Genomic DNA, 19,553 nt, shown 5'->3' on the forward strand with positions numbered 1-19,553 from the left:
CGTCACCTCCTTTTGATCTACAATTTCCTTCTCTCCCTTTAATTGTTTAGTTTGATTTTTTCAACGACCTCAATATGCTTTTTAATCCAATCAAGCACCATGTCTCGTGGAAACAATATTCTTTCGCCAACTTTAAACTTTGGAAAGTCTGGTCTATTAATCACGTGAACATCAAGCGTTTGAGAACTGACATTAAATATATGTTTAGCTAGCTGAGCTTTACTGATCATATAAGGAAGTTCATTTTCTTGTTTATGGTCTTCTATAATTGAAGCAGCAACTTCCTGAAGCAAATCATAGAGATTATTTCTAAATGAATCAGAATCTGCTTTCATTGTTAATTCAAACAATTCTTGTTCCCCCTTACGAAGCACGCTCTTCTCGTTCAATTATTGGCAGAATGCTTTGTTGCTTTAAAAGTTCGTAAATGAACAATCTTCCTTTTTGAGTCCACTTTGTTTGTACTTTAGATTTTTCAGCATCAATAACGTGAGTATGAGTTTGTGTGTACCCCTTATCTTGGTGTTTTGCATACAAGAGCCATATGTCCCCCTGCTTGTACTGCACGCCTAATTCATGAAGCAACTTGTTCAATTTTATGGCACTCATACCATAGTCCTTGGCGATTTTGGATACTGATAGAAGTGACTTATTTTGCAGAACCATATCGTAATAAGATGCTTTGGGCTGACATTCATTAACCTGTTGTATAAGAATTAAGTTTTGTGTTTCTAGTTGTTCATTTTTTTCAATTTGACTGACTAATTGCAACAAAGCTTCTTTATAACTAGTTGGCAGTCTATATATATCTTTCAAAGAATAATAATCGTCTACAAGAATTTCATAAGCATCCCAAGCTTGATTAGAATTTAAAGACTTTGCATGTAGCCAAGCACCTTTTTCTGTCCAAAGGTATAGTTTAGATACTCTTTCGACTGATACGGTATTTCCGTATTGCTGTCCAAATGACTTTAACTCGTTTCCTTGAAGTAAGAAAAAGTGCTTCCCTTCTTTGTAACGCTGTTTATTTGAATTGAAATTTTCAGATATTCTTCTATGACTCGTTCCATAAGCTTTAGCTATTTGTGCTGTAGTTAAGACTCTTTGATTGTTTTTAACCAATATTGATAAATCCATTTTTTACTCCCACCTCCAAAGTAATTGACACTTACATAAGAGTGTAAAAAAAAGCCATGTTGCATAAAAAACATTTGCGTAATCAATAATTACGGTTTATAATTACATTGTAAGATTTGATAATCTTTTACGTCCTCTTTCTAACAGATCTGGCCATAGTTCTTGAATAGGAACATCAAAATATACTGCAAATCCAAAAACTAGCTCTAACCCAGGGTCTGTATGTCCATTTTCAATATTTCGGACTGTGGTTTCAGTAACGCCCAATTTACTTGCCACTTCCCGTTGTGTTCCTTTTTGAGTACGTAAAGATTTAAAAGTTTCTCGAATTTTACGTTCAGTTTTAGAAGTCATGTTTATGTAACACCCCTTACGTAATTGATAGTAACATGTAATTTATAATTACGCAAGAGGTTGTTAATAATTTTTATTTTTTGGAGGTGCGTTACATGTCACATCCTGGGATTAGAATTAAACAATTGCGAGTGCAAAAAGGGTTATCTCAAGATGAACTAGCAGAAAAGCTTAGTATGAACAGGGTCAATATTTCCCATTATGAACGTGGAAAAATAACCAATATCCCTGGAGACGTACTTACTAAAATAGCCCAGGTACTAAATACAAACACTGATTATTTATTAGGGTTATCTAATATTGAAGATGAAGAATTAGACGAAGATTTCAGAACTATTCAACGCGCTGCCAAAAACCTGTCTCCTAAAGACAGAAAGAAAATGTTGGACATCATGAAAATTACTTTCGATAAAGCTTTTGATGACGATGACGATGATGACGATGATCTCTAAACCTAATTTTAAAAAAGCAGAATACGCAGCGTACAATCTGTTAGAACAGAATAAAGTCACAACATTACCAATAAAAGTTAAATCTCTTGTGAAACATATTCCTAATCTAAAAATAAAAACGTATTCTTGGTATGCCTCTACACATAATCTTACTATAGAAGAAACCTGCGAACATTTTGAGAGTGACGAAGGATGCTGTTGGTATAGAAAATCGAAGGGTTCATATGTAATTTTTTATAACGACAGAATAGAAAATAAAGGAAGAGTACGATGGACAATAGCTCACGAAATCGGACATTTTATTCTAAAACATAATGAAATAACAAATAAAACTATTTTTAACCGAAATTCCTTAACTTCAGATGAATACGATGTTTTTGAAAAAGAAGCTAACTGTTTCGCAAGAAATCTATTGGCTCCACAAAGCCTGATGTACGAATTAAGACCAACCAATCCTAATGTAGTCTCTGATATTTTCAACATTTCACTAGAAGCAGCTAAAAATATTTTAGACTTTTTTAATAACGGTTTAAAAAAAGGAATAATTTACTCTAGGAATACAACAATTCATAAGTTATTCAATAGAACAATCCAAAAGTATAAGAATGGAAAAACATGTTTGAACTGTGCATGTTTTTTTATACAAGAACATGCACAGTTTTGCAAAGTATGCGGAAGTACTCATTTAATCCAAGGAGAGGAAAAAAATATGGAATTTGCTAGCTTTATTTTAGACGATAACGGTAGAGCATTAAATTGCCCAACTTGTAATAATCAAGATTTACACGGTGAATACTGCCATATTTGTGGTACATATTTAGTCAACAAATGCACTGGTATTTCAGTAGAGGAAAAGCATGATCCACGTATCTCATGGCATAAATTAGAAGGTTGCGGCACTCTTCTGGAAGGAAATGCTCGTTTTTGTCATAATTGCGGTTGTACCTCTACATACTACTTAAATGATATATTGGAATATTGGAAAGAAGAGAATACCCAACAGCAAGTAGATGAGATCCCATTTTAATAACTGAGGTGAAATAATGGCCACATTCAGAAAGAGAGGAGACAAGTGGGAATATCGTATTTCCTTTAAGGATCCTTTCACACTCAAATACAAAGTAAAATCAAAAAGTGGTTTTAAAACAAAAAAAGAAGCTCAGCAAGCTGCAACAGAACAAGAAAAGCAAATAGCAGCAGGATTAGAGTTGGACACGAGCACCATATCACTCGAAAACTTTCTGATCAATTGGCTACATGAATACAAAAAAGACACCGTTAGAAAGAACACATATGAACTCCACGAACGAAACATCATGAATCATATCCTTCCCTACTTCAAAAATATCAAAATTACAGATATTAAGCCGATTATGTATCAAAAATTCTTAAACTATTTAACCAGTCAAGGTTATAGCAAGCGTACTGTGGAAATCATACACGGTACGATGTTTAATGCTTTCAGCAAGGCTGTCATTATAGGTAAACTCACAAAAAACCCTTGTTATGGTGCAACTGTGTCTAATAAAAATAGCAAGAAAAAAAACGTTCTGGAATATATGCTTTCTGAGGATATTCCAAAATTTCTTCAGGAAGCATATAAATACAACTATATTTACTATATCTTTTTTAGATCACTCATAGAAACCGGTATGCGTAAAGGTGAAGCTGCTGCTCTACAATGGACAAATATTAATCTAAGAGAAAATTACATAGACATTACTAACACCTTAGATTTCTCTGCAAAATCATCTGAGGAACTATTTGGAGAAACTAAAACATATGAATCCAAACGAAGAATATTAATTAGCTCTTCCTCTCCGCTGCTTTGCAAAAACATAAGAAGTGGCAATTTGAAAACAAACAAATGTTACAGGATAATTATAAGCATGATCTCAATTTGGTGTTTTGCAGAGTTGACGGAAACTTTCTGCCAAAGTCTACTCTTTTTAATGCTTTTAATCGTATCTTAAAAAGATCTAATATTGATAAAATGCCAATTCATGCTTTACGCCATACACATGCTGTTCTCCTTTTAGAGTCAGGAGCTGACATGAAATACATCCAAGAACGATTAGGTCACAAAAGCATGATGGTGACAGCAGATGTTTATTCACACATTAGTAAGAAACTTGACCAAAATCGAATTAAGGATTACGAGAATTACGTCTCATCAATTGTGGAGTTAAATTCATAACTTCAAATTTTTTTGGTCATATTTTGGTCAAAGACCAAAAATATTATTCCGTTCATTTTTTGACCAAAATAAAAAACCCCTGAAACCATTGGTTTCAAGGGGTTTCTTGATTAATACTGAGACATATACTGATCGCGTTCCCATGGGTGTACTTGGGTGCGGAACATATCCCATTCGATTTCTTTTGATTCGATGAAGTGCTCGAATAAGTGATCGCCTAGTGCGTTGATCATGACTTCGTTTGACTTGAGCAGCTCAAGTGCTTCTGCAAGTGTTGCAGGTAAGTCAGCGATGCCGTTTTCAAGGCGCTCTTCTTTGTCCATGACATAGATGTTTCTGTCGATTGGCGCTGGTGCGTCTAGTTTGTTTTTGATTCCGTCTAGACCTGCTGCAAGTAATACACTTAGTGCAAGGTATGGGTTTGCAGATGGGTCTACACTGCGTACTTCTACACGTGTGCTGATGCCGCGTGATGCTGGAATACGAATCAATGGGCTGCGATTTTGTGCACTCCATGCTACGTAGCAAGGTGCTTCATAGCCAGGAACAAGACGTTTGTAAGAGTTCACCGTTGGGTTTGTGACCGCTGTGAAGCTTGTTGCGTGCTTCACGATACCTGCGATAAAGTGTCTAGCTGTCTCACTTAATTGTAAATCTGCTTTTTCATCAAAGAATGCGTTTTTACCATTTTTAAATAATGATAGGTTACAGTGCATACCAGATCCGTTTACACCGAACAATGGTTTTGGCATGAATGTCGCATGAAGTCCGTGCTTTCTCGCAATTGTTTTCACAACGAGTTTGAACGTTTGAATGTCATCACAAGAGCGGATGGCGCCTGCATATTTGAAATCAATTTCATGCTGACCAGGTGCTACTTCGTGGTGAGAAGCTTCAATTTCAAAGCCCATTTCTTCAAGCTCAAGCACGATGTCACGGCGGCAGTTTTCACCTAAATCTGTTGGTGCAAGGTCAAAGTATCCACCTTTATCGTTTAGTTCGAGCGTTGGCTCGCCTTTTTCGTCTAATTTAAATAAGAAGAATTCTGGCTCAGGTCCAAGGTTGAAATCACTAAATCCTAGTTCTTCCATTTCCTTTAAGATACGCTTTAAGTTGTTACGAGGGTCTCCATCAAATGGTGTTCCGTCTGGCTTATAAATGTCACAAATAAAGCGTGCCACTTTACCTTTTTCTGCTGTCCAAGGGAAAATAACAAACGTGTTTAGATCTGGATATAGGTACATATCTGATTCTTCGATACGTACAAACCCTTCAATAGATGAACCATCAAACATACATTTGTTATCGAGAGCTTTTTCTAACTGGCTCACAGGAATCTCAACATTTTTAATTGTTCCGAGAATGTCTGTAAATTGCAGACGGATGTACTTTACGTTTTCCTCATTTACTAATTTTACGATATCTTCTCTTGTGTACTTTGCCATTTCGTAAAACTCCTCCCCTACAAAAGGTAAAATGTGTATAGCAATGCTTTTGCTAATTGGTTAACGGAAGAACCTTGACATATCCCCCTGCCTAAAGGTCGTTCCTTGTTGGAAACGTCCAGCCTGAATGAGTTCCTTCTTCAGTAGCTTCCTGAGTTCATCATCTGTCAAGTTGTGCTTCGCTGTGGTTTTCTCCTCTGTCTTTATTTCAGACGATGGATTTTCAGCCTCAGCTTTGGCAAAAAGTTTTTTGATTCCTGCCATGTTTACACCTTGTTCGATGAGGTTTTTGATTTCTAGTAATTTATCAACATCATGGAAAGAAAATAATCGGCGATTCCCATCACTTCTCGCTGGAAATACTAAACCATTTTCCTCATAATAGCGAATTTGTCTTGCAGATAATTCAGTTAGCTGCATGACAATCCCAATTGGGAATAAAGGCATTGAGCGGCGAATGTTATCACTCATCTCAACTGTCTCCTCCTCTTTGCTTAAATTTATTATATGTCATGTTATATTATGTGTCAACGAAATGTTAGGAATATTAACATGGATTTTTTTATCGAGCAGGCACTTCAATAAAACCTTGCTCTAATAAGGCATCTACAGCACTGCAAATGGCATTTTTCACATGGGCATACGTGAGACCGCCCTGAACATAGGCTGTGTACGGCGGTCTGATCGGACCATCGGCTGATAATTCAATGCTGGCTCCTTGGACAAATGTGCCCGCTGCCATAATCACATCGTCCTCGTATCCCGGCATATAGCTTGCATGCGGTGTGACATGACTGTTAATCGGTGATGCATATTGAATCGCCTGACAAAATGCAATCATTTTTTTAGGGTCTCCAAATTCTACAGATTGAATCAAGTCGGTTCTTTTCGCATTCCACGATGGGTTTGTTTGGAACCCGAGTTTTTCAAGAAAACGCGCTGTAAACACGGCGCCTTTTAAACTTTGTGCAACAACATGCGGTGCTAAGAAAAATCCTTGATACATTTCTTGAAGCGCATACAGCGATGCACCCGCTTCACTGCCGATGCCTGGAGATGTCATTCGATAAGAGCAAGCTTCTACCCATTTTTCTTTTCCGACGATGTAGCCACCCGTTTTGGCAAGGCCGCCGCCTGGGTTTTTAATGAGAGAACCTGCCATAAGATCTGCGCCCACATGACACGGCTCTTGCAACTCAGTAAATTCACCATAACAGTTGTCAACAAACACAATGATGTCCTCATTGATGTCTTTCACAAATGAAATCATTTGTTCAATTTCTTCTATTGTAAAGGATGGTCTTGACGCATAGCCTTTAGAACGCTGAATCCCGATGACTTTTGTTTTTTGGGAAATAGATTCTTTGACTTTGTCGAAATCGACAGATCCATCTTGACGCAAATCAATGGCTTTGTAATCGATCTGAAAATCTTTTAATGAGCCTGTCCCTTCTTTGCCGCGAATCCCGACAATCTCTTCTAGGGTATCGTAAGGTTTCCCCGTCATGTAGATCAATTCATCACCAGGTCTTAGCACACCGAATAAGGCGATGGAAATGGCATGTGTTCCAGAAATGATCTGCGGGCGTACAAGACCGCTTTCCCCTCCAAATACATCCGCATAGATCTTTTCTAACGTGTCTCTTCCCATATCATCGTAGCCATAACCAGTTGTAGGGTTAAAATGAGAGTCACTGACTTTATGTTTCCGGTAGCTTTCAAGAACCCGCCACTCATTTTGTTCGCTCTTTCGATCAATTTGCTGATGTATTTGTGAAATGTCTTGTTCTGCTTCTGCTGCTATTTTTTCTAAAATGGTGCCATGTTTTAAAGTGTGAAACATCGTGATTTAATTCCTTTCCTACAACATATACTTCTTGATTTGTCCTAATATGGTTTGCTCTTCACCACTAAATCCAGTGATGTCATAAAGCTCTGCTTCCTTTTGAAATTCCAGTGATTCCACCAAGGTTTCTGACTTTAAGGCAGATATGAGTTTTCCTTCATATGCCGGAATCCTTACATGATATGGCTTTAAAAAATCTTTTTTCAGTTCAGCCATGATATCCGCTTTTAACCGCTTCACATCTTCCTCGCGCCTAGCACTGATTAAAATGTGGCGCTGCTTTGAGGAAGGGATAAAATCCGGCCGGATTTGGTCTTTTTTGTTATAGACTGTCAGCATCGGAATACGGTCAGCTTCTAATTCTTCTAAAAGCTTATGAACCGTTCGTTCATGACCTTCATAATCCTCATTCGAAGAATCGATCACATGAAGCAAATAGTCTGCTTCTTTTACTTCTTCAAGAGTGGAACGAAATGCTGCAATCAGTGTGGTTGGAAGGTCTTGAATAAAACCAACTGTATCGGAAATCAGTACACTGTAGCCAGATTCAAGTGTCATTTTACGCGTCATTGGGTCAAGTGTGGCAAACAGCAAATCTTCTTCATGGCTATCCGCTTCTGTTAACTGGTTAAACAATGTTGATTTCCCGGCATTTGTGTACCCGACAATAGCGATTTGGAATACGCCATTTTTCTTCCGTCGTTCCCGGTATCTCGTGCGATGTTCTTTGACTGCAGATAGTTGTCCGTGAATTTCGTGTATGCGATTTCGAATATGACGTCTATCTGTCTCAAGTTTTGTTTCACCTGGACCTCTTGTGCCAATTCCGCCGCCTTGTCTTGAAAGGCTGATCCCTTGTCCACTTAATCTCGGCAAGGCATACTGAAGCTGGGCAAGCTCTATTTGCAGCTTCCCCTCTCTTGTACGGGCTCTTTTGGCAAAGATGTCTAGAATCAATTGCGTACGGTCAATGATTTTCACATCTAAGGCAGTCGCCAAAGCTTTTAACTGGCTAGGCGAAAGCTCGTCGTTAAAAATAATAACGTCACAGTCTAACTCCTCGCAAAGCACTTCAAGCTCTTCCACTTTCCCTTTTCCGATGTAAGTCGCGCTGTCCTGTCTATTTCTTTTTTGCGTCATGATGCTGACAGCTTCACCGCCAGCTGTTTTGGTTAAGGAAGCTAATTCTTCCATAGAATATTGAAAGCGTTCATCCGTTATATGCGGCAGTTGACAGCCGACAAGGATCGCTTTTTCGATCATTTCATGTTCATTCAACGTCAGTTGTTTCCTTTCTGTACTTAAGTTTCAGTAGTACCATCATACCAAACACATCACACGTATACCACCATTCGGAAGGTTTAATTTCTTGTCTCTTTACAAAAAGGATACGCCATTTCAAGAAGGCGTATCCTCTTTCATTTGCAGATCATGGCTTTTAATCGTAAGTAAATCTTTTTTATCATAATGATCCACAAGAAGCAGCCTCATCGCCTGAGTTCGAATCGCTTTTTCAATGGTGTTTCGCACAAAACGGCCGTTGCTGAATTTGGCAGGACTCGTTGTGCTCTTGATGTGCATTAAATAGTCTCGCAGTTTCCATTCTGCCTCTTGGGTAAAGACATATTCCCGATCGGCCATCATTCGTTTTGCAATATCCATCAGCTGATCGACCGTATAATCAGGGAAGTTGATATTGATCGGAAATCTCGATTGCAGACCAGGATTTAGAGAAAGAAAATGATCCATTTCCTTGGAGTATCCAGCTAAGATGAGGATGAATTCATGCTGCTTATCCTCCATATGTTTTACAAGGGTATCAATGGCTTCTTTCCCGAAATCCTTCTCTCCTCCGCGGGCAAGAGAATAGGCTTCATCGATGAACAAAATGCCGCCTAGTGATTTTTTAATCAAATCTCTTGTTTTTTGAGCTGTATGTCCAATGTATTCTCCAACCAGATCTCCTCGTTCTGCTTCAATTAAGTGCCCCTTTGAAAGAACATTCATTTCAAAGAAAAGCTTCCCGACAAGCCGTGCAACCGTTGTTTTCCCTGTGCCAGGATTTCCTTTAAACATCATATGAAGCGCTTGTTTTCCTACCTTTAATCCTTGTTCTTGTCTTTTTTGATTGACAAAAATCCAAGCATAAATTTCTTTTATGTTTCGTTTCATTTCTTCCATCCCGACAAGGCTGTTCATTTCTCGTTCTATTTCTCGTAAGATGCTGTGTTTGGCCTCATTTTTTTGCAAGGTCTCTAAGTATTCTGCCTCTGAATCTGCATCAACCAATACTTGCTTCTGTCCATTAAGTATAATGTTGATTTGGCCGTTATTTTTATATGTGACAGCTCGCTCCAACGTATTCACCTCTCGCTCTTCTCTCTTTAATCTATTCGGGTGGAGCTGTAATCGTGACAATCGCCCGCACTAGCATCTGTTTACTGTCAAAATGACCCGAGATACCGGTTATTGTAGGGGATTGTGCGGTTTCCCAGGAAATGATGTGCTATTTCCATTGTATTCATCCATTTCGGGCGGACAAACCAACAATTTGTTTTTTCTTAGAAAAATGGCGTTTTTTCATCACAAATTGTGCAGAAAAGAGTCTCAATGATTTCCGCATTTTGTACAGGCAATTTTTCTATTTCCTCATAAAATAAAGACGAGGTGATGAATAGATGGTGAAAATTTTTATTGATCCTGGCCACGGAGGAACAGATTCTGGAGCTGCTGCTAATGGACTTTTGGAGAAAAATATCACACTGCAAATTGCGCTTTTTCTGAGAGATATGTTGATTAGTGAATATGATGGGGTTTCCGTCCGCTTAAGTCGTTCAATTGACCAATCCGTCACGTTATCCCAGCGTACGAATGCGGCAAACAGCTGGGGAGCTGACTATTTCGTGTCTATTCATATTAATGCTGGCGGAGGCACAGGTTTTGAAAGTTATGTGTACCCTGGCGTTTCAGCACCAACCACCACGTATCGCAATGCCCTTCATGATGAGATTGTCCGCTCCGTTGATTTTGCCGACCGCGGCAAGAAAACGGCGAACTTCCACGTTCTGCGGGAAACTTCTATGTCTGCCATTTTAACTGAAAACGGTTTCATTGATACGGTAGCTGATGCAAATAAGCTCCGTAACGCTACTTTCCTTCAAGGGATCGCTCGTGCTCATGCCACTGGATTAGAAAAAGCCCTTCAATTGAAAAAAAAAGCAAGTAACCTATATAAAGTGCAGGCCGGGGCTTTCAAGGTCAAAGCCAATGCGGATGAACTAGCAGCTACACTCAGATCCAAAGGATTTGAAGCGCTGGTCGTACTAGATAGCGGCATGTACCGAGTCCAAGCTGGCGCTTTCCGTTCAAAGCAAAATGCAGATGACCTCGTCTCTCGATTAAAGCAGGCCGGTCACGACGCATTCGTTTTTCAATAATCTAAAAAACAAACCGGCTCAAGTCATCTTTAGAGCCGGTTTGTTGTCTATCCAATTATGCTAAAATGTTCACGACAAATTGAGACCATGTTTCAAGACGATCGAAGTACTCAGGATTTTCCAAATCTGTTACTTTCATCCATTTGCCTGAGATTTGATCTGTTTCTTTTACTTCTACATGAGCACCCGGCGATAATTCAAGGGCTGATAACAGTCCGATGTGCACACGGCCGACACTGTTGTCATCATCATTAATGAGTCCAAGGGTTTTCATCTCAAGTTTGTCTTCTTCTTGAATCGAAAGTTCCTCGTCCAGTTCACGATCGGTATTTTCTTTTAGAATCTCAGCAAATTTTTTTCCTTCAATGAAATTCATATGACCCCCAAAGCCAAGAGATAACTTATGATGTAAGCGCGTCTCTCCCCCGCCTTGAAGTCTTTCATATACATACACTTCGTCCTCACGCTTAATCACGACATAAGGTATCGGCTGTTTGAAGTCAGGATTTTCTTCTGCATCGCCTCTTCGCATCTGCTCGAAGTGCTCTTCGATCTCTTTCATAATGGTGCTGATTGTTTTCTCTTCACTATTCACACCATTAAACGCAAGTGTTTCGTTTTGGAACACGCGTGCGCGCGGTGCAACTAAAATCATTTCGTCCATTTTTCCCATGTTCGGTAACCTCCAGTATGTAACACATTGTTAGAAATGGCAAAAAGCCAAAACGAGTGATGCGTTTTGACTTTTACGCTTTCCTTATGATTCATCTCCAAAGAAGAAATCATCATCTTTTAACGGCTCAACTGTTGCCTTTTTGTAGCCGTTCCCTTTCATTGAGAAGAAGTCATGTGACTTTGTTTTTGTATTGAGTCCGTTCAATACAATTGGGTTGATCTCTTCTTCTTCAAAGTAAGGGGCAAATCCAAGGTTCATTAACGCTTTATTGGCATTGTAACGAATGAACTTTTTCACATCATGCGATAAATTGACTTGGTCATAAATATCCTCAGTGTAATGAAGTTCATTTTCATAAAGCTCATTAAGCAGATCGATAGAGAAATCATAAAGCTCTTTTTGCACGTCAGGCGTTTGTTTGTTGTAAATTTCTTGTGCTAACAATCCAACATACACACCGTGAATCGCTTCATCGCGCAAAATCAAGTTAATGATTTCACCACTTTGCATGAGCTTTCCTTGACCGTAGAAATATAGCGGGTAGTAAAAGCCGCTATAGAATAGGAAGCTTTCTAAATACACTGAAGCAACCATTGCTTTAAATAATGAAATCGGGTCATCCTTTTGAATGGAACGGTACAGACCTACAATCATATCTGCTTTCTTTTGCAAGAATTTATTTTTCTTGACCCATTCAAATACTTCACTAATCGTTTCAGTCGGTGCAAGTGTCATGAAGATATTTGAGTATGATTTTGCATGCACTGCATTTTCCATCATGGCCATAAAGTTTAACACGGCTTTACGCTGATGACCGTCCACATGTTCAGCCACTATCGGCATTCCTGTATTTCCTTGTTCTGTATCAAGTAACGTCAGTCCAGCCAGTACCTTCATGTACGTATCCTGCTCTTTTTCACCTAAATATTTCCATGTTAAGAGATCCCCGTTTAAGGAAATCTCCTCTGGAAGCCAGAATTGCTTGACGTTTTGGTTGTAAAACATTTGTGTAAAATCGTCTTCGTGTTTTGACCAGTTGGCTGCATCATAAATTTTTGTCACGTTAAACTCTCCTTTAATCAAACAACACAAGAAAGACAGCCTTCCTGCCCTGTATCCTTCGTTCTTGCATAATAAAGTGTCTTAATGCCTTTATGGTGTGCATAAAGATCGATGCGATTTAAGTCACGCGTTGTCATCGTATCTTTTAGGAATAATGTAAAGCTGATTCCTTGATCGACGTGCTGCTGAATGGTTGCGATCATATCGACCACTTTAAACATGTCCATATCGTATGCTTCTTTATAGAAGAACCAGTTTTGTGCTGAAAGTCCTGGCATTGGATAATACGTTTTGCTGTTTCCGTATGTTCTTTCTTCGATACGTTCCATAATTGGCATCACAGACGCTGTTGCCGATTGAACATACGAAATAGAACCTGTTGGCGCAATACATAATCGATAGCTATGATACATGCCATTTTCCGCTACAAAATCTTTGAGTGCTGCCCAATCTTCTTTCGTTGGAATGTGCATCCCTTCAAATAGCGCAGCTGCTTTTTCTGTTTTTGGAGTGAAATCATTTTCCACGTATTTATTGAAGTACTCACCTGTTGCATAACCAGAGCCCTCATAACGGTGGAATGTTTCCCCTTTTTCTTTTGCAAGCTCACTTGAACGCTTAATGGAGTAATAGTTCACCATCATAAAGAACGTATTAGCGAAATCTCTTGCTTCTTCACTTTCATAAGCGATTTGGTTTTGAGCTAAATACCCGTGAAGGTTCATCGCACCAAGTCCAATTGACTTCATCGCTTTGTTCGCTTTTCTAACAGCTGGTGCATTGCGGATATCTGTTGTTTCAGACACAAGTGTAAGTGAGTCCGTTGCAAGCTTGACTGTTTTTTCAATGGATTTGTTTTTCATCACGTTCATGATATTTAAAGAACCAAGGTTACAAGAAATATCAAGTCCGATCTCATCATCTTGATCATAGTCCGTGTAAGAAGAGACTTCTGAAGCTTGAAGGACTTCTGAGCAAAGGTTTGAGAATTTCACACGTGAAATATGGTTCAGAGCGTGCTCTCTATTCACATTATCTTGGAACATGATATATGGATAGCCTGATTCTGAGCGCAGAACAGCTAATTTTTCAAGAAGTTTTCTCGGATTGACTTTTTCTTTTTTGACTTTCGGGTTTTCTACAAGCTCGTCATACATTTCTTCCATATCCATCTCATCAAGATGCTGTCCATAAGCTTTATAAACTGTATGAGGATAGAATGTGTAAGCTGTTTTATCTTCTCTAGCAAGCTCGATAAATTTATCTGGGATGACGACACCGATCGAAAGTGTTTTCACACGAACATCTTCATCCGCAGAGATTTTTTTCGTATCTAAGAAATCATTAATATCTCTGTGGAAAATATTCAGGTAGGCACTGCCTGAACCTTGTCTTTGTCCCATTTGATCTGCATATCGGAATGCATTATCAAGAAGTTTCATGACGCCTACGACACCTTTGGTCGCATTTTCAACATCTTTGATCGCTTCACCTTTCGCACGAAGCTTTGAAAGGTTCAAGCTGACGCCGCCGCCTAATTTAGACAGCTGCATGGAAATATCAATGGCTCTTGAGATATCGTTTAATGAGTCATTCACTTCAAGCAAGAAGCAGCTCACCAGCTCACCACGTCTTTTACGGCCTGCGTTTAAGAATGTTGGTGTACTTGGCTGATACTCTTGGTTGATCATCAGTTCCACAAACTCGAGTGCTTTCTTTTTGTCTCCGCCCGCAAAGAAAAGAGCCACAACTGAAATGCGGTCTTCATAGCGTTCAAGGATTTTCTTTTTGTCATTTGTTTTCAGTGCATAGTCATTGTAAAACTTAAACGCACTCATAAATGATGGGAATCTAAATTTCTTGGCATATGCAGCTTCAAATACTTCTTTAATATCTGACATGCTGTATTGTCTTAAAAATTCTTCCTCATAGTAGTCGTTTTCTATTAAGTAATCAATCTTCTCTTCTAGATTATGAAAGAAGACCGTGTTTTGATTAATATAATCTACGAAATAACTATGTACAGCTTCTTTGTCCTTGTCGAACTGAAACTTTCCTTCTTTTTGAATCATAATCTCGTTATTTAATTGTATCCACTTTGGAACCTGATTTTGTGACAATTCTTTCTACCTCCTGTGTAAACAATTCAACATCCCTTTTTGTTCCGCTTAGTTCAAAGGTGTGCAAAATAGGAACTTGATATTGTTTAGAAATCGTATCGGCGCTTTTGGCAAAGTTATCTCCCCACACTTTGTTCCCACTCACCGCTACACCTAGTAAAAGGTGCGCATTTTTCTCTAAAAATGACTGAGTGGTACCAGGGACTTGTCCAAATCCTGTCGTAAAGGTGACGAGAATAAACGGCGTATCCAAAAACTCTTCTCCAGTCAATTTTCGTTTGTCTGTAAAAGGGGTCTTGTCCAAAAAGCGTTGAACATTTCCTGTTTTTGAATCAAATACGATTTGAATCAATTCCATCACGACCTAGTTTTTAGTATTGTTGAGCATTCCGTTATTCACTATATATAGTATACTATGTTTTTTCAAAACACAACATATAGATACTCGAAACGAAAAAAATCAACCAACCCGGCCGAACATTCATAGCCGAACTCGTACGTTCAAATAAATAGAGCAGAGCAGGTTCTAAAAATAGACTGCCCTACTCCCTATTCAACTGAAACCGAAATCTATCATAACACGAAAAAAAATCGCTTAGTAGACTAGACTTTTTGTTTTATTTTTTGTAGGCATCGCACTGTAAATCTTCTGACACTTCTGTTATTTCCACTTCAACACCTAATTCTTTGAGCACCGCTTCAAGCGCAGAGACGATCGAGGCTTCTCTTACTAACTCTTTCCCGTTTACAGAAACGCTTGTTCCATATTCGAAACAGGAGTCATCTTCACAAGTTTGTTCCCAATGATTAATTTTAATTTTGTGTGTCATGAACTCATCCTTTTCTGTCTAGATGTCTGATGCATGTTTATAGTGTAGCGACTTCACATTCATTTGTAAATTTACGTGCTTACTCTTCATCAAAGTCTTCACTATCACCATCATCTTCATCCCATTCATCTATGTACTTTGTCGTAATGAGCGTCAGCTCTCCTTCTTTTTCATCAAACCGGTATACATGTACTTCATCATCTTTCACAACAGCAATGTGATTATTTTTTAGCGCAACAGATGATGGTAAAAGACCATCAACATGGCTTCCATCATGCTCACCAGAATGGTTATGCCAACTTTCTTGTCTCGTTTCGATGTTCGAGATGGCGCATGATCCAAATAAGACAACGATTCCAATCAAAAGAAGGATCACTCGAATCCTTCTCAATTCAAGCTCTGCATTTTCCATATAAATCCCCTCACCTTTTAAATGTCCAATAAGGATTTATACGCAACTTGGACAGAAAAGTTTCATGGCATACAAAATAGCCCCTCTGCACTGACAAAAAACGTAGCGGGTTTTGGCCGGTTTATTCGCAGCTGCATGGGGCTATTGGTGAAAACGGGTGTTTATTCTAATTCAAGATTTACATTTTTTTGAGGTGCAAATGTTGAAATCGCATGTTTATAAATAAGCTGCTGCTTCCCTTCTGTCTCAAGCAGCACCGTGAAATTGTCAAATCCCTTTACTTGACCGCGAAGCTGAAAGCCATTCAGTAAAAATACTGTGACAAATGTATTGTCTTTGCGGATCTGATTCAAAAATTGGTCCTGAATATTAATCGGTTTCATGTTTCGTCCTCCTTGATTCTGATAACTACAGTTTCGCTTTAAGTCCAAGCTTTCCTGCTATATATGCGAAAATTTCCTCTTTTTTGTCCGAAAAGTGGCAAGGTGGTGTCATATCAAACCAGGTGACATCCATTTTATTACGGAACCACGTAAACTGACGCTTCGCATATCTGCGGGAATTTTGTTTTAATTGCTGGATGGCTTCATCAAGTGAGCAATCGCCTTGAAAATAGGCATACAACTCTTTATAACCAATCGCTTGAACAGACTGACAATCTTTCAAACCAGATTGATAAAGTGCGCTCACTTCTTCAATTAAGCCTTCATCTAACATCATATCAATTCTTTGATGAATGCGCTCGTACAAAAGCTCTCGGTCCATTTTCAGCCCAATGAAGGCAGTGTCATAAAGAGGAACTTCTTGATGCCCGTTTTGCATATCAGACATTTTCTGACCTGTTGTATGGATGATTTCAAGCGCCCTGATCACGCGGCGGACGTTATTCGGATGAATCGCTTTTGCAGCGATAGGATCGGCTTCTTTTAGCTTTTCATACAGCTTGATCGGTCCATGTTGCTGCTTAAACAGCGTCATCTCTTCTCTAAAAGCAGGATCACTTTTCTCATCAGTAAACGTGTAATCATATAAAACAGACTGAATATATAGCCCAGTTCCACCAACAATCATGGGCGTTTTCCCTCTCGCAGCAATCTCTTTGATTTTTAAGCGGACAAGCTGCTGAAATTCAGCTGTAGAAAACGATTCATCCGGTTGTTTAATATCGATTAAATGGTGCGGTACGCCATTCATTTCTTCAGGGGTGATTTTCGCTGTGCCAATATCCATCCCTTTATAGATCTGCATGGAATCCCCGCTGATAATTTCTCCATTAAATGCTTTCGCTATATCAATGCTCAGCTTTGTTTTTCCGACAGCCGTCGGACCTACTAATACAATCACTGGTTGTTTTTTCATAACATCACTCTCTTTTACAAACTGCCTACAGTATAGCATAACTTCTCTTTCTCTCCTATATCCTCCCGTCACCAGCCAAGTGGTTCATTCCCGACCACTTCATATGTCTTTCCTTTTAAACGGTGCTTATGCGTTGGCCTTTCTTCATCTGGACTGTAAACGACTCCCCCATATGGAATCGGGACAGAGTCGGTATAGGCAGAAAACGTGACTTCCTCAATTTCATGGTAGTGCGTCCCGTCCACTCTTGGGATAGCAGGTCCAGTGACGCCATAATATCTATGAAAATGCCCTCTTTCAAATGACGTGATCCCCCGGTAATAATGAGTATGTCTGTCGGTACTGCTTCCATTCACAGGCTGAGAAATACCTTCTATTAAATGATAATGTTCTTCTGTTACATCCGTTCGCGCTTTATAAGCATGTGCATGAGGTGGACATTTAGCCCAATCAGACGGATACAGGCCCATTTTTTACATTCCTCCTTATTTTAGGCATTCACCCAAACACAAGTGGGCCACTCGAATACACTGATGTCAGTTACAGTGATTTTATGTGAAAGGAGTCTTTTTTTATGAATTATTTTGACGCACCGTTTGTTCAAGATGAGATGAGAAGACCTTTTGGATTTGGACGCCCTGGATTTGGTTTTGGAAGACCTGGGTTTGGGTTTGGGCGCCCTGTTTTTGGCTATGGGAGACCTGGATTTTTTGGACCGCCATTTTTAGGTGGTTTTGCTGGAGGGCTTTTAGCTGGGTCGCTTCTTGCTCCAGGATATGGCTATGGTTATCCTTATCCACCGCCATACCCGCCATATGGACCATACCCTTATTATTAAATATGACGATTTAGTGAAAACATCCTCTTATAAAATGAATCGATTGACACATTTGTTTTTCATAGGTTAACATTTACTTTACCGACCGTTCAGTAAAGTAGGTGTTTTTTTTATGTCTAAAACGAAAAAAGAACAAATCTTTGAGGCAGCAGCTCACACCATTCTAAAAGAAGGATTGAGTCAGCTCACCCTTCAGCAGGTGGCAGAACATGCAAATATGACCAAAGCCGGGCTACTGTATCATTTTTCGAGCAAGGAAGACCTGATCCAGCAAATGAATGAGCATGCTGTTGCCTCTTTTCGTCAGCAGCTTGACACGTATCAGGAAACATACAAAAACGAAAAGGCACCTTATGTACGTGCCTATATACTGGCCACATTAAATGACCTTGATAGACAAAACACCACACAGCTATGTACAAGCATGCTGGCTACCATGTCATTTGATGAAGCATTATTAAATCCTTGGCGTCATTTTTATGCGGAATTTAAAGAAAAAGCAACCGAGGAAATCAATGACCCTGCACTTAGCCAGCTGATCCGTCTTGCCTGTGATGGTATATGGTTTTCAGAAATGTTTCAGCTTGAACCATTGAATCGAGAGGAAAAAACCCTTTTACTTCATCGGATTTTACACATTTTAGAGGAGGGATGATGATGATCCTCGGATATCTTTTTTTGGCTATCGCCATTTTTTCAGAAGCAATCGGGGCAGCGATGCTGAAACTATCAAATGGTTTCACACGCTTTAAACCTAGCGCTGTCGTTGTCGCTGGCTACACACTTGCTTTTTACATGTTGTCATTGACCCTTAATATCATTCCACTTAGCATGTCTTACGCCACTTGGTCTGGGGTCGGTACCGTCCTCACGGCTTTTTTTGGCGTGCTCTTTTTCAAAGAAACCTTGAACCGTCAAGCACTTATTGGAATGGCGATGCTTGTTTCAGGGGTCGTACTATTAAATATGTCTTAAAGGATGTGAAGTGATATGAAAGGAATGCTTTATTTAACAGGAGCCATTTTGACAGAGGTTTTTGGCAGTACGATGCTGAAGCTTTCGCAAGGTTTTACACAGGTGCTGCCGAGTATGGGGGTGCTGATCGGATTTGGATGCGCCTTTACCTTTCTCAGTTTGGCACTCAAAACAATTGAGCTGTCATCTGCATATGCCACTTGGTCTGGGGTCGGTACAGCACTTACTGCTCTTGTGGGCCTCGTGCTATTTAACGAAACCATTCATATGAAAGGATTCATTGGTCTTGCACTTGTCATATGCGGCGTCATTGTCTTAAATCAATCCAAAAAACAAAAGGAAGAAAAGACAGAACCATTCGATCAAACCGAATGGACGTCATAAAAAAAGTCATTTTCTCCATTAATCAAGAG

Annotated in this window: 24 protein-coding genes and 1 pseudogene; 8 read left to right on the forward strand and 17 right to left on the reverse strand. The window is 39.3% G+C overall.

Annotated elements, in window-relative coordinates; all coding sequences use genetic code 11:
- Window positions 1–38 precede the first annotated feature (38 nt).
- From KFQ09_RS01100 to KFQ09_RS01110, 3 genes are all read right to left on the reverse strand, one after another.
- Complete coding sequence (locus tag KFQ09_RS01100) at window positions 39–350, reverse strand: MerR family transcriptional regulator (RefSeq protein WP_106072732.1); 312 nt, start codon at window positions 348–350, stop codon at window positions 39–41.
- A 13-nt stretch (window positions 351–363) separates the two neighbouring features.
- On the reverse strand, window positions 364–1,137 hold the full coding sequence (locus KFQ09_RS01105) for a phage antirepressor KilAC domain-containing protein (RefSeq protein ID WP_255835976.1): 774 nt from the start codon (window positions 1,135–1,137) through the stop codon (window positions 364–366).
- A gap of 102 nt (window positions 1,138–1,239) precedes the next feature.
- Window positions 1,240–1,491 carry a helix-turn-helix transcriptional regulator gene (locus KFQ09_RS01110; RefSeq protein WP_045209998.1) on the reverse strand — a complete coding sequence of 84 codons (252 nt, stop codon included), beginning with the start codon at window positions 1,489–1,491 and terminating at the stop codon, window positions 1,240–1,242.
- A 95-nt stretch (window positions 1,492–1,586) separates the two neighbouring features.
- Here KFQ09_RS01110 and KFQ09_RS01115 point away from each other — a divergent pair, with 95 nt between their 5' ends.
- The 3 genes and pseudogenes from KFQ09_RS01115 to KFQ09_RS01125 all read left to right on the forward strand — a co-directional run bounded on the left by KFQ09_RS01115 (window position 1,587) and on the right by KFQ09_RS01125 (window position 4,140).
- Window positions 1,587–1,943, forward strand: coding sequence for a helix-turn-helix domain-containing protein (locus KFQ09_RS01115; protein WP_034665907.1), 357 nt, complete (start codon window positions 1,587–1,589; stop codon window positions 1,941–1,943).
- Window positions 1,924–2,970, forward strand: coding sequence for an ImmA/IrrE family metallo-endopeptidase (locus tag KFQ09_RS01120; protein WP_255835977.1), 1,047 nt, complete (start codon window positions 1,924–1,926; stop codon window positions 2,968–2,970). The genes KFQ09_RS01115 and KFQ09_RS01120 overlap by 20 nt, the downstream gene beginning before the upstream one ends.
- A 16-nt stretch (window positions 2,971–2,986) precedes the next feature.
- Window positions 2,987–4,140, forward strand: a pseudogene (locus tag KFQ09_RS01125) (tyrosine-type recombinase/integrase).
- A 110-nt stretch (window positions 4,141–4,250) separates the two neighbouring features.
- On the opposite strand, the gene glnA reads toward KFQ09_RS01125, so the two are convergent.
- The 5 genes from glnA to spoVK form a co-directional block, all read right to left on the reverse strand.
- On the reverse strand, window positions 4,251–5,585 hold the full coding sequence (gene glnA / locus KFQ09_RS01130; protein ID WP_007499421.1) for a type I glutamate--ammonia ligase: 1,335 nt from the start codon (window positions 5,583–5,585) through the stop codon (window positions 4,251–4,253).
- 60 nt (window positions 5,586–5,645) lie between these two features.
- Window positions 5,646–6,056, reverse strand: a complete 411-nt coding sequence (locus tag KFQ09_RS01135) for a MerR family transcriptional regulator (RefSeq protein ID WP_017359029.1) — start codon at window positions 6,054–6,056, stop codon at window positions 5,646–5,648.
- Between the two features lie 91 nt (window positions 6,057–6,147).
- Window positions 6,148–7,428: a methionine gamma-lyase family protein gene (locus tag KFQ09_RS01140; protein WP_007499425.1), complete on the reverse strand. Its 1,281-nt coding sequence runs from the start codon at window positions 7,426–7,428 to the stop codon at window positions 6,148–6,150.
- Window positions 7,429–7,446: 18 nt separating this feature from the next.
- The gene (gene hflX / locus KFQ09_RS01145) at window positions 7,447–8,709 is read right to left on the reverse strand and encodes a GTPase HflX (RefSeq protein ID WP_255835978.1); all 1,263 of its coding nucleotides are present in this window, start codon (window positions 8,707–8,709) and stop codon (window positions 7,447–7,449) included.
- Window positions 8,710–8,829: 120 nt separating this feature from the next.
- Window positions 8,830–9,789 (reverse strand): stage V sporulation protein K, encoded by a 960-nt coding sequence (spoVK, locus tag KFQ09_RS01150; RefSeq protein ID WP_255835979.1) that lies wholly within the window; start codon window positions 9,787–9,789, stop codon window positions 8,830–8,832.
- A gap of 320 nt (window positions 9,790–10,109) precedes the next feature.
- Between spoVK and KFQ09_RS01155 the strand changes: the two genes are divergently transcribed.
- Window positions 10,110–10,868, forward strand: coding sequence for an N-acetylmuramoyl-L-alanine amidase (locus KFQ09_RS01155; protein WP_007499430.1), 759 nt, complete (start codon window positions 10,110–10,112; stop codon window positions 10,866–10,868).
- A gap of 55 nt (window positions 10,869–10,923) precedes the next feature.
- Here KFQ09_RS01155 and KFQ09_RS01160 read toward each other — a convergent pair whose 3' ends face one another.
- The 9 genes from KFQ09_RS01160 to KFQ09_RS01200 form a co-directional block, all read right to left on the reverse strand.
- On the reverse strand, window positions 10,924–11,541 hold the full coding sequence (locus KFQ09_RS01160; RefSeq protein WP_255835980.1) for a hypothetical protein: 618 nt from the start codon (window positions 11,539–11,541) through the stop codon (window positions 10,924–10,926).
- Window positions 11,542–11,625: 84 nt separating this feature from the next.
- Complete coding sequence (nrdF, locus tag KFQ09_RS01165) at window positions 11,626–12,606, reverse strand: class 1b ribonucleoside-diphosphate reductase subunit beta (protein ID WP_024720404.1); 981 nt, start codon at window positions 12,604–12,606, stop codon at window positions 11,626–11,628.
- A 17-nt stretch (window positions 12,607–12,623) separates the two neighbouring features.
- Window positions 12,624–14,726: a class 1b ribonucleoside-diphosphate reductase subunit alpha gene (gene nrdE / locus KFQ09_RS01170; protein WP_017359033.1), complete on the reverse strand. Its 2,103-nt coding sequence runs from the start codon at window positions 14,724–14,726 to the stop codon at window positions 12,624–12,626.
- Window positions 14,686–15,078: a class Ib ribonucleoside-diphosphate reductase assembly flavoprotein NrdI gene (gene nrdI, locus KFQ09_RS01175; RefSeq protein WP_017359034.1), complete on the reverse strand. Its 393-nt coding sequence runs from the start codon at window positions 15,076–15,078 to the stop codon at window positions 14,686–14,688. Before nrdI ends, nrdE begins: the two co-directional genes overlap by 41 nt.
- A gap of 265 nt (window positions 15,079–15,343) precedes the next feature.
- Window positions 15,344–15,556 (reverse strand): hypothetical protein, encoded by a 213-nt coding sequence (locus tag KFQ09_RS01180; protein WP_003212415.1) that lies wholly within the window; start codon window positions 15,554–15,556, stop codon window positions 15,344–15,346.
- Between the two features lie 79 nt (window positions 15,557–15,635).
- On the reverse strand, window positions 15,636–15,968 hold the full coding sequence (locus tag KFQ09_RS01185; RefSeq protein WP_025207367.1) for a YmzC family protein: 333 nt from the start codon (window positions 15,966–15,968) through the stop codon (window positions 15,636–15,638).
- Window positions 15,969–16,129: 161 nt separating this feature from the next.
- Entirely contained in the window at window positions 16,130–16,351 is a 222-nt protein-coding gene (gene hfq, locus KFQ09_RS01190) for an RNA chaperone Hfq (RefSeq protein WP_003211269.1), read from the reverse strand.
- A gap of 25 nt (window positions 16,352–16,376) precedes the next feature.
- Window positions 16,377–17,327, reverse strand: a complete 951-nt coding sequence (miaA, locus tag KFQ09_RS01195) for a tRNA (adenosine(37)-N6)-dimethylallyltransferase MiaA (protein ID WP_255835981.1) — start codon at window positions 17,325–17,327, stop codon at window positions 16,377–16,379.
- 68 nt (window positions 17,328–17,395) lie between these two features.
- Window positions 17,396–17,797: a YmaF family protein gene (locus tag KFQ09_RS01200; protein WP_007499437.1), complete on the reverse strand. Its 402-nt coding sequence runs from the start codon at window positions 17,795–17,797 to the stop codon at window positions 17,396–17,398.
- Window positions 17,798–17,901: 104 nt separating this feature from the next.
- On the opposite strand from KFQ09_RS01200, the gene KFQ09_RS01205 reads away from it, so the two are divergent.
- The 4 genes from KFQ09_RS01205 to KFQ09_RS01220 all read left to right on the forward strand — a co-directional run bounded on the left by KFQ09_RS01205 (window position 17,902) and on the right by KFQ09_RS01220 (window position 19,524).
- Window positions 17,902–18,165 carry a spore coat protein gene (locus KFQ09_RS01205; RefSeq protein WP_255835982.1) on the forward strand — a complete coding sequence of 88 codons (264 nt, stop codon included), beginning with the start codon at window positions 17,902–17,904 and terminating at the stop codon, window positions 18,163–18,165.
- A 112-nt stretch (window positions 18,166–18,277) separates the two neighbouring features.
- Window positions 18,278–18,820, forward strand: coding sequence for a TetR/AcrR family transcriptional regulator (locus tag KFQ09_RS01210; protein WP_041507251.1), 543 nt, complete (start codon window positions 18,278–18,280; stop codon window positions 18,818–18,820).
- A gap of 2 nt (window positions 18,821–18,822) precedes the next feature.
- Window positions 18,823–19,140, forward strand: coding sequence for an SMR family multidrug efflux transporter EbrA (locus KFQ09_RS01215; RefSeq protein ID WP_017367286.1), 318 nt, complete (start codon window positions 18,823–18,825; stop codon window positions 19,138–19,140).
- Window positions 19,141–19,155: 15 nt separating this feature from the next.
- Window positions 19,156–19,524, forward strand: coding sequence for an SMR family multidrug efflux transporter EbrB (locus tag KFQ09_RS01220; RefSeq protein WP_255835983.1), 369 nt, complete (start codon window positions 19,156–19,158; stop codon window positions 19,522–19,524).
- Window positions 19,525–19,553: the final 29 nt, after the last annotated feature.

Origin of the sequence: Bacillus sp. FS02, assembly GCF_024398395.1 — a bacterium.
In the GTDB taxonomy this organism is placed as follows: Bacteria; Bacillota; Bacilli; order Bacillales; family Bacillaceae; genus Bacillus; species Bacillus altitudinis.

Coding starts and splice junctions, on each gene's coding strand:
- KFQ09_RS01220 (WP_255835983.1), top strand. CDS start 19,156: ATGAAAGGAATGCTTTATTTAACAGGAGCCATTTTGACAGAGGTTTTT.
- KFQ09_RS01185 (WP_025207367.1), bottom strand. CDS start 15,968: ATGGAAAATGCAGAGCTTGAATTGAGAAGGATTCGAGTGATCCTTCTT.
- KFQ09_RS01215 (WP_017367286.1), top strand. CDS start 18,823: ATGATCCTCGGATATCTTTTTTTGGCTATCGCCATTTTTTCAGAAGCA.
- KFQ09_RS01210 (WP_041507251.1), top strand. CDS start 18,278: ATGTCTAAAACGAAAAAAGAACAAATCTTTGAGGCAGCAGCTCACACC.
- KFQ09_RS01200 (WP_007499437.1), bottom strand. CDS start 17,797: ATGGGCCTGTATCCGTCTGATTGGGCTAAATGTCCACCTCATGCACAT.
- KFQ09_RS01120 (WP_255835977.1), top strand. CDS start 1,924: ATGATGACGATGATCTCTAAACCTAATTTTAAAAAAGCAGAATACGCA.
- KFQ09_RS01155 (WP_007499430.1), top strand. CDS start 10,110: ATGGTGAAAATTTTTATTGATCCTGGCCACGGAGGAACAGATTCTGGA.
- KFQ09_RS01160 (WP_255835980.1), bottom strand. CDS start 11,541: ATGGGAAAAATGGACGAAATGATTTTAGTTGCACCGCGCGCACGCGTG.
- KFQ09_RS01105 (WP_255835976.1), bottom strand. CDS start 1,137: ATGGATTTATCAATATTGGTTAAAAACAATCAAAGAGTCTTAACTACA.
- KFQ09_RS01135 (WP_017359029.1), bottom strand. CDS start 6,056: ATGAGTGATAACATTCGCCGCTCAATGCCTTTATTCCCAATTGGGATT.
- KFQ09_RS01115 (WP_034665907.1), top strand. CDS start 1,587: ATGTCACATCCTGGGATTAGAATTAAACAATTGCGAGTGCAAAAAGGG.
- KFQ09_RS01180 (WP_003212415.1), bottom strand. CDS start 15,556: ATGACACACAAAATTAAAATTAATCATTGGGAACAAACTTGTGAAGAT.
- KFQ09_RS01205 (WP_255835982.1), top strand. CDS start 17,902: ATGAATTATTTTGACGCACCGTTTGTTCAAGATGAGATGAGAAGACCT.
- hfq (WP_003211269.1), bottom strand. CDS start 16,351: ATGAAACCGATTAATATTCAGGACCAATTTTTGAATCAGATCCGCAAA.
- KFQ09_RS01110 (WP_045209998.1), bottom strand. CDS start 1,491: ATGACTTCTAAAACTGAACGTAAAATTCGAGAAACTTTTAAATCTTTA.
- glnA (WP_007499421.1), bottom strand. CDS start 5,585: ATGGCAAAGTACACAAGAGAAGATATCGTAAAATTAGTAAATGAGGAA.
- miaA (WP_255835981.1), bottom strand. CDS start 17,327: ATGAAAAAACAACCAGTGATTGTATTAGTAGGTCCGACGGCTGTCGGA.
- KFQ09_RS01140 (WP_007499425.1), bottom strand. CDS start 7,428: ATGTTTCACACTTTAAAACATGGCACCATTTTAGAAAAAATAGCAGCA.